Source organism: Paenibacillus naphthalenovorans (assembly GCF_900099895.1).
Lineage (GTDB): Bacteria > Bacillota > Bacilli > Paenibacillales > NBRC-103111 > Paenibacillus_G > Paenibacillus_G naphthalenovorans.
The window spans coordinates 457,644-473,182 of sequence record NZ_FNDY01000001.1 but is presented as its reverse complement, the minus strand read 5'-3'; the positions used below and the strand labels follow the sequence as shown (position 1 = coordinate 473,182).

The 15,539-nt window shown below is 43.5% G+C and carries 14 protein-coding genes and 1 pseudogene; 2 read left to right on the top strand and 13 right to left on the bottom strand.

Features of this window, described 5'->3' with window-relative positions; translation table 11 throughout:
* Positions 1 to 15: 15 nt before the first annotated feature.
* Positions 16 to 942: an aromatic acid exporter family protein gene (locus tag BLT35_RS02415; protein ID WP_074726912.1), complete on the top strand. Its 927-nt coding sequence runs from the start codon at positions 16 to 18 to the stop codon at positions 940 to 942.
* Between the two features lie 205 nt (positions 943 to 1,147).
* Entirely contained in the window at positions 1,148 to 1,825 is a 678-nt protein-coding gene (locus BLT35_RS02410; protein ID WP_074726911.1) for an SIMPL domain-containing protein, read from the top strand.
* Between the two features lie 48 nt (positions 1,826 to 1,873).
* Here BLT35_RS02410 and BLT35_RS02405 read toward each other — a convergent pair whose 3' ends face one another.
* The 13 genes and pseudogenes from BLT35_RS02405 to BLT35_RS02355 all read right to left on the bottom strand — a co-directional run bounded on the left by BLT35_RS02405 (position 1,874) and on the right by BLT35_RS02355 (position 15,539).
* The gene (locus BLT35_RS02405) at positions 1,874 to 2,971 is read right to left on the bottom strand and encodes a GerAB/ArcD/ProY family transporter (RefSeq protein ID WP_074726910.1); all 1,098 of its coding nucleotides are present in this window, start codon (positions 2,969 to 2,971) and stop codon (positions 1,874 to 1,876) included.
* Complete coding sequence (locus BLT35_RS27460) at positions 2,971 to 4,125, bottom strand: Ger(x)C family spore germination protein (protein ID WP_074726909.1); 1,155 nt, start codon at positions 4,123 to 4,125, stop codon at positions 2,971 to 2,973. Before BLT35_RS27460 ends, BLT35_RS02405 begins: the two co-directional genes overlap by 1 nt.
* A 5-nt stretch (positions 4,126 to 4,130) precedes the next feature.
* A complete protein-coding gene (locus BLT35_RS02395; protein WP_074726908.1) occupies positions 4,131 to 5,708 on the bottom strand; it encodes a spore germination protein in 1,578 nt (525 codons plus the stop codon).
* A gap of 51 nt (positions 5,709 to 5,759) precedes the next feature.
* On the bottom strand, positions 5,760 to 5,912 hold the full coding sequence (locus tag BLT35_RS26725; protein WP_175471907.1) for a hypothetical protein: 153 nt from the start codon (positions 5,910 to 5,912) through the stop codon (positions 5,760 to 5,762).
* A gap of 18 nt (positions 5,913 to 5,930) precedes the next feature.
* Positions 5,931 to 6,395: pseudogene (locus tag BLT35_RS02390) on the bottom strand (5'-nucleotidase); the annotation flags it as partial.
* Between the two features lie 188 nt (positions 6,396 to 6,583).
* Entirely contained in the window at positions 6,584 to 6,751 is a 168-nt protein-coding gene (locus BLT35_RS26720) for a hypothetical protein (protein ID WP_171005802.1), read from the bottom strand.
* A 101-nt stretch (positions 6,752 to 6,852) separates the two neighbouring features.
* The gene (locus BLT35_RS02385; protein WP_217634691.1) at positions 6,853 to 8,508 is read right to left on the bottom strand and encodes a chemotaxis protein CheW; all 1,656 of its coding nucleotides are present in this window, start codon (positions 8,506 to 8,508) and stop codon (positions 6,853 to 6,855) included.
* Between the two features lie 28 nt (positions 8,509 to 8,536).
* Positions 8,537 to 9,316 carry a ParA family protein gene (locus BLT35_RS02380; RefSeq protein ID WP_201023610.1) on the bottom strand — a complete coding sequence of 260 codons (780 nt, stop codon included), beginning with the start codon at positions 9,314 to 9,316 and terminating at the stop codon, positions 8,537 to 8,539.
* 38 nt (positions 9,317 to 9,354) lie between these two features.
* Positions 9,355 to 11,601, bottom strand: a complete 2,247-nt coding sequence (locus BLT35_RS02375; RefSeq protein WP_083351148.1) for a chemotaxis protein CheA — start codon at positions 11,599 to 11,601, stop codon at positions 9,355 to 9,357.
* 61 nt (positions 11,602 to 11,662) lie between these two features.
* On the bottom strand, positions 11,663 to 12,460 hold the full coding sequence (locus BLT35_RS02370; protein ID WP_302848181.1) for a CheR family methyltransferase: 798 nt from the start codon (positions 12,458 to 12,460) through the stop codon (positions 11,663 to 11,665).
* Positions 12,461 to 12,509: 49 nt separating this feature from the next.
* Positions 12,510 to 12,908 (bottom strand): response regulator, encoded by a 399-nt coding sequence (locus BLT35_RS02365; RefSeq protein ID WP_160327372.1) that lies wholly within the window; start codon positions 12,906 to 12,908, stop codon positions 12,510 to 12,512.
* 14 nt (positions 12,909 to 12,922) lie between these two features.
* Entirely contained in the window at positions 12,923 to 14,374 is a 1,452-nt protein-coding gene (locus BLT35_RS02360; protein ID WP_074726906.1) for an Hpt domain-containing protein, read from the bottom strand.
* Between the two features lie 55 nt (positions 14,375 to 14,429).
* Positions 14,430 to 15,539 carry a protein-glutamate methylesterase/protein-glutamine glutaminase gene (locus tag BLT35_RS02355; protein WP_082660759.1) on the bottom strand — a complete coding sequence of 370 codons (1,110 nt, stop codon included), beginning with the start codon at positions 15,537 to 15,539 and terminating at the stop codon, positions 14,430 to 14,432.

Genomic DNA, 15,539 nt, shown 5'->3' with positions numbered 1-15,539 from the left:
AATCGGGTGATCACCATGAGGATTGGCTTCCGCACGATTAAAACCGCGATTGGCGTCAGCATTTCCATCCTGCTGGCACAGGCCTTGCAGTTGGAATACTATACGGCTGCGGGGATATTAACCCTTCTGTGCATTCAGAAATCCCGCAAGCAGTCCACCCAAGCTGTGATCAGCCGTTTTTTCGCCTGCATAGCAGGTCTCTTGTTTTCGAGCCTATTATTTGAAGTGATCGGATACCGGCCCTATTCCTTTCTTGTACTTCTGCTGTTATTCATTCCTTTTTGCGTTCGCTTCCGGATTCAGGAAGGAATCGCGAGCAGCTCCGTTATCGTTATGCATGTCTACATGCACGGGAAAATAGAGCCTTCCTTCTACTGGAATGAAATTCAGGTCATGTTGGTGGGGCTGGGTGTGGGCTTGCTGATCAATTGGTATATGCCTAGTATCGACAAAGAGCTCAACCGTTACAAAGAAGAAGTGGATCAACTGATTTCAAAGATTTTGAACGAAATGGCCAGCTACTTGAAAGAAGGCTATACGCTTTGGGACGGGAAGGAGCTGCTTTTGCTGTCCGATACTCTCCAAAAGGCCAAGCGTCTGGCCATTCTGGATGCAGAGAACAATCTGCTGCGCAAGGAGAATTCATATCAAGCCTACTTTGAACACAAGCAGAGGCAGTATGATATTCTCGAACGGATGCTGCCCTCCATTTCAAGAATAACCGTGCAAATGGAACAAGGGATACGGATCGGGGACTTCGTTCAAGAATTGAGCCATCACCTGAATAACCGCAGTCAAACCGCCTATTTTCGCGAAAAGCTGCGCGATATCAGAGATTACCACAAGCATCTTCCCTTGCCTGAATCAAGGAACGAATTCGAGAATCGGGCCAGCCTGTATACGGTAGCTAACGAGCTCGAGCGTTTCATTAATACGATTTGAGCAAGAACCGGAGGGGCGTTCCATGGAACGCTCCTCTACCTTCGTTTTCTTTACAGTGCCAATTAACCCGGTCCCGATCAATAACACCGGCAGAGATTCAGATAGAAGATTCCGTAAACGATACTGAACTTCCGCATGGAGGAATGTTAACGTCCGGACGCCAATACAATAGGAATATCCACGCACGGGAAAGAGGTGTTAACCTGTGTACTTTACTCAACCCTGGCATCCGGCCTCAAGGATGAATCCCTCCGTTCACCATCACCGCCAAATCATCGAGGTATCGGGTGAAGGAACCGTGTCTGCCCCTCCCGACAGAGCCGTTATTGATTTAGGTGTCATCACGGAGAACCCGAGCCTCTCTGACGCCCAAAGAGACAATGCCGCCTCCATAGCCAACATCGTTCACTCCCTCGTACAGCTGGGCATTCCCAAAGAACAGATCCAAACGGTAACTTACAGAGTCGACATCCAATATAATTATGTAGAAGGAAAACAAATCCTCAGAGGTTATCAAGTGACGCATATGCTTCAAATCACCCTGGAACAGATAAATCAAACCGGACTTGTTGTCGATACGGCTGTGAACCATGGGGCGAACTCCGTTTCCGGCATCCGATTCAGCATAGCGAACCCCGACATGTATTATAACCGCTCCCTTGCCTTAGCCGTCAAAAATGCCGAAGCCAAGGCCATTACCATCGCCAGAACGATAGGTGCGACTCTGATTACACTTCCGGTGAAGGTTCAGGAAGAAGCCCGTTCACGGGAGCCCATACCTTATCAGGCCTCGCTGATGGCCCAAAGTGCGCCCGCCACACCGATCCTGCCGGGAGAATTGAAAATTACTGCTGCGATCAGGGCCGCATATACTTATGCTTAAACGTTTGTCCGCTCAGTCTTCTTTCCGTCCGGAAGGGAGGCATAACGATTAAAGCCTTAGCCTTTTTCGTTTTTTTACAGTTCCGACAATATACAGAACCAAGGGTATGCCTACAAAATTGATTGGGAAAATATACGGCATCCAAATAGTTTTGGGATAGTCGATGGAGGATTCAACGATATTGTTATAGCTCAATGCGAGAATGATTCCCGCCAGCGCCACAAACCAAATCATGATCTTCCATTGTCTAATATGCAGCCATTGTGCTGTTCCGTAGCTCATAATAAATATGTAAACGGATAATTTGATGCAAACACTTAAAAACCAGACAATGACAATGATGCTTTCAAGGTTTTGGATAAATTCCATGAAGGAAATATATCGAATCATCTCAAAAAACGGGTACCACATTTTTGCGCTCAAATGAGGTCCAAACGTCATTAAGCTGGCCAATACGGACAACGATAAAAAAAAGGAAGCGATGCCGACTCCCCACAGAGCTCTTGACACAACTTTTTTTTGATCATTGACAAAACAGGTTAACATCAACAATATGGTAGACGACTCCCCTAAAAAGGCAAGAGGCGGTATGGCACCTTTTAATATATTTATCCTTCCGGAGTCGGCATAAACGGGAAGCACCCGATTGACATCCATATTGATGACGCCCAGCAGCAAGACAAGTCCAAAAGCGAAAAATATAATCGGTCCCACGATTTCACTGCACCTTCCGATCCCTTGAATCCCGCCGTGGTACGTTACATAGATTACGGGGATAAGCACCAGCAGAAGAATAAGAAGAAGCGGTGTCCTCGTGAACATGATCATGTCGATAAAATCGGACGCCTGCCGGAGAATGATGGGAATGACGGAATACCATTGAATAAAATAAGGAATGACAATGATTTTGCCAAGCCATTTTCCCAAGATGCTCTGGCTGAATTCGATAAACGTCAGGCCGGGATAAAGCAGGCTCAATTTTACCGATACCACCGTAATGAAAATGGCCGCGGCACCTGCTAATAAAAACGAAATCCATGCATCTTGTTTCGCATCCATAATGGAGGGCGAGGCGGTCAGCAGGATTGACATTCCAAGTTCGAATGTGGCTAACAGCCAAAGAATTTGCCGGCTTGACAGTTTCATTATTTTATCGCCCCTCCCTTCTGATGCAGCGGCAGCCCCGTAAGTCCCGTATTTTTGATTTTCAGGTCAACTCTAATGGACAGCTCGGCTTTCCGAAACTTCTCGTTCCATGTCTCTTTCATTTTTTTCCAAGCGTACGGATGTTTTTTATGGATAGCTTTCCTAAAGCCGAAAACGTCTGTTCCATAATTTTTTTGTACCTTTTTGATCATGTTCAGCATATCCTTTTGAACCGTTTCCTCAAGTGTTTTTTCCAAAACTTTAAGATTATTGAGCTCCTTCAAATCCAAATTAGTATTATTTTCCAGTATTTTTCCGGTCCCTTCCAAGAAGATTTCAAAGGAGATTTTATCTCCGGTTATGACCGGTTTAATTGTACTTTTAAAATAGTCCCCATCATACGAAATATTGCCCTCGCCTTCAGGAATATGGGCTATAATCGTATTTTTTTTCAATCGATTCAAAAGCCACAATCGTTCAACCGCTTCTTTATAACTCAAATATCCGATCAAGTTTAGTTTTTCATCAAAAATAGCTCTGCCGCCAAGCCGAATGGCTGAGCTGTCTTTATTCCGGACAATTTCAACCGTCGGTACTGTCGGACTTTCCTCATCGCCACTTGCTGCCATAAGAAAATCCGCTAAGGTTGTGGTTGCGGAAACGGCTTCCAGACGAATTTTATGTGCAGCGATGGCAGGTACCTTCTCAAACGGGTAAGAAACGTTTAAAAAATGGTTAGCCGTCTCCCCTTTAACAACAAATATATCGCTTCTAAGTCTGACATCCGGATTTCTGCTGTATTCATCAATCAGTTTTGAGATCCCATGCCTGGCCAATTTTTCTCCGATAAAAATCGACCTTCGGTGACCGCCGAAGACGGTTCGGGAAAGCTTGTTTTGAATTCTTCGAGATACATCCATTAAATTTTTTCCCTTTGCCGTTTCAATAAAATAGGCTTTTTCCGGTCCGCTTTTTCCGTCACTGCTTAACTTAGAAGGCAAAATAAACTGAGCGCTTCCGAAATAAGTTCCATCTTCGGATAAATCCATGCCCCATCCAAGTAAAATGGCAAGATCGTTTAATTCCTTACGGTCCCAGCATCCTGTTATCACAATGGAAAGCAAGCTTAATAGAATCAACAGCTTCTTTTTCATTCTACTTATTCCTCTGTTCCTGAGCCTGGTTTTTGATTCTCTGGAATTCGTTTTTTGTTGCGTCCGCTCACTAAAGAAGGGCGATATTGCAGACTCCATCGCGGCGCACGTATTAATACATCCTTCATGTTTGCCGGGATCTGCGGAGCTAACGGACTCATATAAGGAACTCCAAACGAACTCAGACAAACTAGATGGATTAATATGCAAACCGCTCCAATCATTACGCCAAACAGTCCAAGGGTCCCCCCCAAGATGAGCATCGGAAAGCGAAGCAGCCGATAAGCTGTTCCAAGATTGTATCGCGGGATAGCAAACGATGCTATCCCTGTCGTTGCCACGACGATAACCATAGGTGCAGAAATAATCCCTGCTTCTACGGCAGCTTGTCCAATAACAAGCGCACCTACAATGCTTACAGCTGAACCTATCGGTTTGGGAAGTCGAATGCCCGCTTCGCGCAATCCTTCAAACATAAATTCCATCATCAGCGCTTCAACAGCAGCAGGAAATGGTACCCCATCTCTGGCAGCGGCAATGCTGATTAACAAATTGGTTGGAATGAGCTGTGGATGAAATGTAGTGGTTGCTACGTATAGCGAGGGAAAAAATAAAGCAATGTTTAACAATAAATAACGAAGCCAACGAACGAAGGTAGTATATATAAACCGCTCGTAATAATCCTCCGACGCTTGAAGTCCAGCCCAAAACGTCATGGGAACAAGCAATGTAAATGGAGTGTTATCTATGATGATGGCCACTTTTCCTTCGAGAAGTCCCGCGCATACAATATCAGGCCGCTCGGTATTTTGCACCTGAGGGAAGGGGGAATAAGGAAGATCTTCAATAAAATCCTCGATATAACCGGAATCCACTACCCCATCGATTTGTATGCGTTTGATTCTCTTGCGGACTTCCTCGAGCACGACATCCTGCACGATCCCCTCGATATAGGCAATGACAATATCCGTCTTTGAGAATTTTCCAACCGAATAGGTTTCCATCTTGAGTTTTGAACTTCGAATTCTCCTGCGTATAAGCATCGTATTGGTCCGAAGCGTTTCAGTAAAGCCGTCCCGCGGCCCACGAACAGTGCTTTCTGTAGTCGGCTCTTCAATACCCCGCTTATCGAATCCTTTCAAATCAGCTATAATGGCCTGGTTTTCTCCATCCACAAGAATAGCCGCATCGCCTTTTAAAACATGATCCACCAGATCGTTCAAACATGAAGCCATTTGAACTTGAGCAACGGCAATAAGCCTCTCATCGATGACAAACCTAACATCTTGAAGAATCCCTTCAAGGAGCGGTTTTAAAACAACTTCTTCCAGTGTTTTGGTATCACATAACCCATCGACATAAATCAGCAATAGATGTTTATTGTCGTTTAATCCTATCGGACGAAATATAACGTCAGTACAATTCCGAAATATTTCTTTCAAGCTTTTTTCATTGACGGACAGATCTTCGGACAACATCTGGCTTGGGATATCGGATTTCATTTCGACCACCTTGATTTGAACGCTTTTTTTTAAAAACAGGTGACACCAACCATGCTTTGTTTTCTTGCATAATTTACCCATTTATATGGCAATTATTCACCTGAAAGCGCCGGTGAGCATGAACCCGTATTCTCACAAAACATCCTCAAAAATGGCGGTTACCCTGCTCTCGGGCAAATACTTCAGCAGGAAGGGTTTCTTCTGCCGGAAGCTTTCGATCGTTTCTCTGCGGTAGTCCCGTCCTTGGGAACTGTTTGTCGACGCCTCCCAGAAAGAACGCCTCATCCACTCTTATATCCAATGATCTTCATCATCATCAATAAAGTCCGTCGGATAAATGCAGCCTGCCGGAAACCCGCGTTCAACCGCTTCTTTCACATCCGCCGGATTTCCGGATAAAAACAGCGAGGCATTAAATGCCTCCATATATTGAAACGGATTTCTTCCTGCAACAAATACGGCTCTGCTGATGGGAAGCTTGTAATGCTCTATCGACTTGAATACACGCAGCCCGGTATCCGGATCATTTCGCGATAGCAGCACGACTTCCACGGGCTGGTCTTCGGCAGTCGCACCATTCATGCTTAAAAGCCTTTTGATTAACGGGAATGCGACTCCTGTGTTTATAACATCCGTTTCGTGTTCTCTTTGATATTGTCTATATTCATCTTCGCCCCTGGTTCTAAATACGCTGTCCGATTCGGTTAAATCAAACAGCGCACTGGAAGCTACGGCGGTAACGAATTTATCTTCGATTTGATATGGCATAGGGTTCTCCTTTACTGGATTTAATCTTTCACTGATATTGCGTAGCCCGATCCGATATCCTTAAAATAATAAAAACATCAAGTTATTTAAACCTGATGTCTTAGAATCCATTGTTCTATGTCCTCTTCTTAATATACGCCTTCAGCTGTCTTTAGTCCCGGATATTTTGGAGTTCAATCATTGTGCTCTCACTTTTCCGATGTTTCGGTTTGTTCGGGTTTTACCCACTCCGGATATTCAACCTCCAATTTACGGAGGATTTCCTCAATTTCTTCCGCTGTGAGGATTTCCTCGATTTCTTTCCGTTGAAGAGTTTCCTCGAATTTTTCCGGTTTAAGAGTTTCTTTTTTTTCCATATTAAAGCCTCCCTGCAATTAATGATAGACTTGGATACCGAACCATAAAGACCGCAGATCGAGTAAGCGGCTGCTTTGAAAAAACAAGAAATTCTTTACTCTTATCCGATGGCAAAATCAAGGACCGCCGCCAGATCAATAATCAGAATGCTTCTTTGCCCTTCGTTCAATTTCGCAATTTCATGGATATACTTCTTTTTATTCCCGGCATCTAACGCTCCGGTACAATTTTCAAGAAGCTCCCTATGAACCATAATGACTTCTGTAACGGAATCGATAATGATACCTATACGTTCTTTTTGGTATTCAACAACCAAAAGCTTGGAACTCTTTCTTATTGAAGTTATCCCAAAAAATGTTCTCAAATTTAAAACAGGCATGATATCCCCTTTTCGGTTTACCATTCCGTCGATGAAGTCGGGAGCCCCGGGGAAGCTGTAAATTTCATCAATATTGATCACTTCACATACAAAATCGATGTTTATGCCATATTCTTCGTTATCTATTCTAAAAGCTACAATCTGCTCCTGATCCAAATATAAATTCCGCGGCCTTGCTTGGTTAGAAACGTTTCCGCTTTCTCCGCATACCTGATTCTCAAAGCGAAATGCTTTTAAATCGTTACAGGGTACTATCTTGTATGGGTCAAGAGCCATAACAACCTGTTTCCCATCATTGATATGGGCAAATTCACGTATAAACTGCATTTCGGCATATGGAATCACATGATGAGGTTGGTAAAAAAGATTATTGGGAACTCGCGCCACTTCCGACACTTTATCGACAATCATCCCATAGGAAATATCGCCGGCATCAACAACAATAATTCTGGTCGATTCATCAACCCCGCAATGCCCGGTCCCCAAGAGCTTGGCGAGATTAATTACCGCAAGAAGATGGTTCCTTACAGAAATAACGCCTTCCACATAGGACGGAGAATGGGGAACGTTTATAAGCTCAACATATCGCAGGATTTCTTTGACGTTTCTGACGTCGAGGGCATATTGCTCTCCGCCGATAAGGAAAATGACCAACTCTACTTCGTCTACATGATGTGAGCCCGGAGAAAAAGACTCCGCACGATCCAATGCGTTGCCGCTCATCAAATCTTTATTCAACTGTTCGAATTTCACAACGTTCTCCGCATCTAAAACCATAATGATGCTTTTTCCGTTATCTCCCAAGACAATTCCGCCAATTTCCCGGCTTTGATTATTCTTTAGGTTGGCCGGCGGCTCCAAAATAGATGAAGCCTTAAGGCTAATCACTTCGGAAATCCTATCGGTTACAACTCCTACATTTCTGCCATGAATGTCAGTAACGATAATCTTGCTGTCATCGTTGAATTCCTTCTCTGGCAAATATAAACACCTGCGAATGTCGACAACGGGCAGAATGCTGCCCCTTAGGCTACACAAGCCTGCGACATGCGCAGGGGCATGGGGAACCTTCCTTATGCCGTCAACCTTTATGATTTCTCTTACATGCTTCAGCCTGAACGCAAACTGTTCGGCTCCCACCCGGAAAACAACTAACTCAACATCGCCAACCTCTACGTTATGTAAGACTTCACCGCTTGCCTGATTTTGAAAATCCCCTTCAGCAAACGCCAAAAGCGCTTCTTCCGGACGGGATGGCAGCGTCCCCCCTATATCTTGTAGTTGCAGCATATCCGTCGGCTCGTCAATCCGAGCGGCGACTGGATCTTTATCCGCTTTTTCCGCCTTTTCCTTTTTTCTTCTCATTTCATTTTTCATCTTTTCCAAATTCGATTGGTCCTTTTTACTATGGCTCTTCCCGGGCATTTCTGCTTATCACCTTTTTAACGATGCTCAGAAACTGCTGTGCAGATTCATCATCATATTCAAAAACAGTTTTCCCCAGTTTCCCTGCCTCTGCGATCTTTACCCTGCGAGGGATGGGTTCGGTCAGCAAATGATCGTTCGAAACAAATTCCTTCAATAACGCTAAGTTTTCTTTGGAATCATTGGTTCTCTGATCAAACATGTTGGGCACAATAAGCTTTATCCTATCGGTGTTCAGCCTCATATCCGAAAGATATTCGTAAATGTTCCCGACAGCTCTCACAGATGCGGCTTGCAGTTGGACGGGGATGATGAGTCCGTCCGCATAACACAAGACTGCGTCATTCACCTTGCTTCGCTGGGGCCCGCAGTCCATGATCACGAAATCGTAGCCAAAACTTTCAACATCTTTCAATTTTTCTTCCAATACCAAATTTATACTCGGCAATCTGAACAACTCCGTATTGATCCTGTCAACATAACTGGAGGGCAATAAATCCAGATTGTCCCTGGCATGGATCAGGCATTCTTCAAGCAGCCTGGTCTTGTTTCTTCCAACAATAAGATCGTAAAATGTTTTTTTATAATCCTGCGATGTAAAACCAAGAAAAAGGCTCGCATCGTTCTGCCCGTCCATGTCAATCAACAATACCTTATATCCGTCAAGAGCCAGACCATGAGCAATATGTACAGCAATCGTACTCTTGCCTACTCCCCCTTTGTTGTTAAAGACAGCAAATTTGGTCATCTTTTTACTCATTTTTTCCTCCCGCAAAAGAATAGCGGATTTGTTTTATTCTAATGTTTTGCAAGCTGCATCATTTCGATCGGATTTACAATTAATACAACCTGTCCGTTGCCGAGCAAGGTCGAGCCGGAAATACCGGGTATGCCAGCCAGCTGCCCACCCAGCGTTTTCATGACAAATTCCTGTTCATTTTTTAGCTTATCCACGACAAAACCGAATTTTTCCATCCCATTGGAAATGATAACCGTATTGAACTCTTCATGATTCATGTCCCTTTCACCCAGCAAAAACAGCTTGCTCAGCCATTCAATTCCAATGACATCCCCTCTGAGGTGTACAAAATACTTGTCATTGAATTCATGGATATCATTGTTATGGATCTTTACGGTCTCGAAAATGTAATCGATGGGAATGATGTACGTTTCGTTTAATACATGGACCGTCAACCCTCTTGAAACAGCAAGGGTAAGCGGAAGCTGAATCACCATTTTTGTACCCTTATCAACTTCGCTGTCGATCATAATAGTTCCGTTGACTTTCTCGATATTGCTCTTCACAATATCCATGCCGACCCCACGGCCTGACACCTCGGTAATTTGACCGGCGGTACTGAACCCCGGCAGAAAGATCAGGTTGATCAGCTGGCCTTCCGTCATTTTTTCCGCGTCTTCTATTGCTATTAAGCCTTTATCAATAGCTTTCTGCTTCAGCAACCGGGGGTCCATTCCCTTCCCGTCATCCTCAATCTCAATATAGACATGCTTGTTTTTATTGTATGCCCTTAACGTAATCTTTCCTGCTTCGCTTTTCCCCTTCCTCCTTCTGTCCTCCGGATTCTCAATACCATGATCAGCCGCGTTTCTAATCAAATGAACAATCGGATCACTGATCTGCTCGACAATCATTTTATCAATCTCTGTACTTTCACCTTCCATGAACAATGCCATCTTCTTGCCGGTACTTTGTGAAATATCGCGAATGATTCTGGGCATTTTTTGAAATACCGTCTTTACTTCGATCATTCTCATAGACATGATGGCATTTTGTAATTCATCCGATATCCTGTTGATGGAAGCCCCTGCCCCTTTAACTTCCTTTGACATTTCCGGAAGGTTATACTCTGCATTTAATTTGGCGGCAATATGCATAAATGCGTTTTTCGCTATCAGCAGCTCAGATATCATATTCATCATCTTATCCAGTTTGTCCTGGCTTACTCTGATACTCTGCATGCTTTGCGCCAAAGCGGCTTTCTGCATTTGATCCTGACGAAGAACTTGTTTTACAGAATTGGCTCCCGAATCCATACCGACCTTCCGATCGGGCAGAGACTTTATGTAGGATAGGCAATTGTCAATTTTACTCCATATTTCTGCATGAGGTATGGAAACCCGATTGTCCAGCGCCATAGATTCCAATGAAGCTTTCAAATAGTCCACGGTCTCGTAACACAAGGATAATAAGTTTTCATCAAAATGGATTTCCCGATCTCGAATGAGTCCAAGCAGGTTTTCAAACGTATGCACAACATCGGAAAAATCCTTGACGACGGCAAATTGCGGACTCTCTTTCTGCCCCGCTGCGACAAACAGGCCTGTTCCGGCTTTTATGCTGTGAACAGCCCTAAACAGTTCGTTTATGGCGTCCCGGTTGTTTTCTTCTTTCTCCAACTTGATCAAACATTGATTTTCAATCCTGTCGATATGTTCATAGGCCTCGAACAGAAACTGTTCCTTTGCATCCCTGGATAATTTTCTCGTAAACTGTTGGGCTTGCAATATCTCCGTTTTTGCGGCTCCATACTCACCCGCTTCATTCGTTTCATTCACTGTTTGTTCTTGCTGCTTTTGTTTTTCAAATATTACATTTATTTTTTCTACAAATTCATCTATACTTTTTTCATCTTCAAAGTCTATAACCAGTTCAGCTTCTTCATTTGACGAATCATACGATTCGACTTTCCGGATCAACCGGGAAATGTGATTGCTTAATAAGTCAACGCCAGCCAGCAGATGATCAATAAGCTCGGAATCAACCTTAATGTTCTTCTCAAGGGCTGCATCAATTGCACGTTCAATTTCGTGGCTTAGCTTTGTTATGAATGCCAACCCTACAAAGGAGGAACCTCTTTTGATACAGTGAACCCTTTGAATGAGGTCATTTGCTAATTCAACGTCATCAGGAAACACCTCGAGCTTGAGAATCAGTTTTTGAAGATCTTCCTGGCATCCCTTCCATTCATCCAGAAGCATCTTCAAGAGACCGACATCCTCGGGACTAAAAGTATTGCCCATCATATACACTCCTCATTCGCCCCAAAAAGCCTCGCGCATCCTCAATTCCATAACGGCATCCTCTTTATTTCGGTTTTGAATAGACGATGGTGTCTCCAATCCTCTGCATGCGATATGCCGAGGATATCCTTCCGACAGACTCGGAATGACCCAAATAGATGATGCCTCCAGGGTTTAAGCTTCTGTAGAAATCGGATAAAACCGTCTTTCTCGATTCGTCATCAAAGTAAATGAGGCAGTTTCTGCAAAATATAAAATCACAGCCCGTTATATCGCTTACGGCGACCGAATCCATGAGATTGATTTTCATAAAGTGAACTAGCTTTTTAACACCGAGTTTCACTAAATACGATTCATGCTTTTTCGTAAAGTACTTTTCCAAATATTCAGGGGGCACATCTCGGACAGACCTGTATTCATACAAGCCGTTCTTTGCCGTGTGAAGCACATCTGTATTGATATCCGAGGCAACAATTCGCAAATTCCATTTTTCAGGTTCATCCAGCATTTCCTGAAGAATGATGGATAAGGTGTACGGCTCCTCTCCTGTCGAACATGCAGCGCTCCAGATTTTGATAGTTCTATCGTTGTTCATATTCTTTCTTCTTACAACCATAGGAAGCACTTCTTCAGCGAAATTCCTAAGCTGTGGATAATCCCGAAAAAAATAAGTTTCATTTACGGTAAGATCATTGATCAACTTGTCAAATTCGGTCGAATCTTTGGAAAACTTTAGTATGCGATAATAATCATGAATACTGTCTATTCCCAGCTTTTCGGCGCGTTTTTCGATCCGTTTCTGGACGTAATACTTTTTATTGTGCTCATAATAGATACCCGTTGCTTTATAAACCATTTTCACAAATTTAGCGTATAATTCATCGGACAGAACCATTTCATCACCAATTTCTTCAGGAGGCTGCAATCAACCCTTTAATCGCTTCTCTCCATCTTTCCAATTTTTTTATCGAATAATCGATTACTTCCCATACATAATCTTCGCTTTTGAAAGGTTTTAAAATATAATCATTCGCACCAAGCTCCAGACAAGTCAAGATCCTGTCCAAGGTAGAATGGCCAGTGATGATAATCACTTGCGCCAGGGGATCATATTCCCTAATGTTCTTCAGAAATTCTATGCCGTCGATCCCCGGTAACATAATATCCGCAAGAACGATGTGATATTTTCTCTTTTTAAACATTTCCAATGCAATTGCAGGCTCGGTGTAGATCTCGACTTGGTTATAGCCTGCCATTTCAAAGCCTCTTTTAAGAAGGTCCAGTATCGCCCTTTCATTATCCAGAATCATGATGCGGTATCCGCTCATTTCATAAAATCCTCCATACATCGCTTTTCATTGACCAAAACAGAAATGTGGTCACCCAGTGCCGCGTCCACTTCCGTATCGAACAACGCAAAATGTTCAATCGTCTGAATGGAATCGAAAATATTGATCAGTCTTTTTCGCAAGCGACTATCTATAACGACACTCATCACGATCCCCATGTCATGAAGACGCCTTTTCAGCTCGATCAAACTTTTGAGTTCATGCTCATGAATCATCTCAAGCCGACTTAAGTCTAATAACAATTTGCGCGTGCATGATTTATTCATTCGTTCAATAAAACCTTTGAGATGATCTATAAAATGGCTCCCTTTTACTTTGAAGATTTTATAGAAGAACTTCCCTTTAACATCAGCGTAAGCCATTTCGAACAGTTCAAGGTACTTTTGGCAGAGGAGCTCTATGGTCTCAACTTGTAAGGCCCTTTTCCCGCTCGTTGCATGCAGACACAGATCATAGAATGTTTCTATTTCCTGCTTCAGTTTTTTTTCCACTGCGCTTACCGGGATTTTATCGACTTTTTCCAGGATTTTTTGAAATGGCTCATGGATGAGTTCAGTATATTCAGCCTTACTCAAGTCCTTTCGGTTTTGAAACAAAACCGGATACAGTTTGGGGAACGCTAAAAAAAAATTTTCAAAGAACCTTCGGCTTTCCTGATCCAACGATGTCGCTTGCTTCAGCATTTGATGCTCCGAGATGTCAGCAATGGCTACCTTCTCGACATACAACACATCAAAATACGTATATAATTCGGCTTCCTCCCAATCCGATTCCACGATCATCACCAGAGAAGGAATCTGCGTGTTTGCAGAAGCTTCGTAAATATCCTCTTCGGATACATTGGTATATACAAGCGAACCAATGTCTTTGATATTGTTAAAAATCATAAAAAGAATGGGAGAAAGCATCGGAATATCATCGCTGAAAGAAATACAGATGCAGTAACGGTTTGTCCCCGTTCGCTCCATTCCCTTTAATGTACTGACAATGCTGTCACCCTGAAACGCAGCTTTCCTGTGGTTTTCCGTTTCGGAATTTGCTTTTAGGATTTTAACAATTTTTCCTTCCAAAATCTCAACAGCATGAGTAAACACTTCGTTGTTGCCATCGTCGTTCTGATTTTTTTTTGACTCAAACATGAGTTTGACATGATCCAACCCGCTGAAACACAATTGCAGGATTTGACCGTCCAGATCAATTCGGCCCTTTCTAACGATGTCCAGCATGTCTTCCAGCTTGTGCGTCAGATTGCCTATATCGTCATGTCCGATCATTTGCGAAGAACCCTTGATGGAATGAAATATTCTGAACAATGCGTTTATATCGTCGCTTGAGTAGTCTGTCTCCAGCCTGATCAGACATTCTTCCGCTTTCTGAAGCAATTCTTCCGTTTCCTCAAGATATGTAACATATAATTGATCCATCATTTTACCGCCCTCATGAAGCTGCCAATTGCAGTTTTGTGAATGTGCGCTGTATTCCTTAAATATGATTAACAGCCCTAACAATTTCGTCGGCTATCCGGTATGAAGGAACTACGATCTCGGCTCCGCCCCTTTCTATTGCCGCCCTTGGCATCCCAAAGACGATAGCCGTGGATTCATCTTCTGCAATAGTAACTCCTCCAGCCTCTCTGATTTTAACCATGGCGTCAGCCCCGTCATCCCCCATGCCTGTCATAAGGACACCTACTACATTTTTCCCGCCATATGCCCTCAACACGGATTCCATGGTAACATTCACACTGGGCATAAACTGTGTCACAGGGCTAGTCGATAGCCGCAACATTCGGCCGGCCTTGTGAACAAGCAACTGATACCCTCCGGGGGCAAGATAGCCTCTTCCGTTAGTCAACACATCGCCAGCTTCTGCTTCTTTAAATGGAAAAGGACAAACTTTCCCCAGCCTTTTGGCAAAAGAGGATGTAAATGACGGCGGCATATGCTGTACGACGATAAGTGCAGCCTTCAGATCGGATTGCAGCATGGGCAGAACTTCCGTCAAAGTTCCCGGCCCACCTGTGGACACGCCAATCACCACGACTTTGGACAATTCATTGTTCCGGGCCGCGACAGATTTTTCCCGGGATTCAGAAGCCTTTGTTTCTGAAAAAGAGCTTCTGGTTCTGACCCTTTTCTTCAGACTCTTTCGATTGGCGTGCTTGTGGGCAAGTTTTATCTTTTCAATAATCTCTCTTCCGACAATATATAGATTTGAAGATACAGTTCCGGAAGGCTTGGCCACAAAATCAAAGGCCCCCAGCGCCAAAGCCTCAAAGGTCGTAAGAGCTCCATCCTGCGTTAATGAACTGATGATAATCACCGGTATTTCAGGGTTATCGTCCAGTATATACTGCATCGAGGTTAATCCGTCCATTTCAGGCATATTGATGTCCATGGTGATCACATCCGGCTTTAATTCCTTGACTTTTTCAATGGCATCCTTCCCGTCCCTGGCCACACCAACGACATCAAAAGCCTCATCAGTCATGATCATTTCCCTCAATGCTTTTCTCATCAATGCAGAATCATCTACAATTAATACTTTTATCCTGTACTTCACAACAATCACCTGCACGAATACAAGAAACAT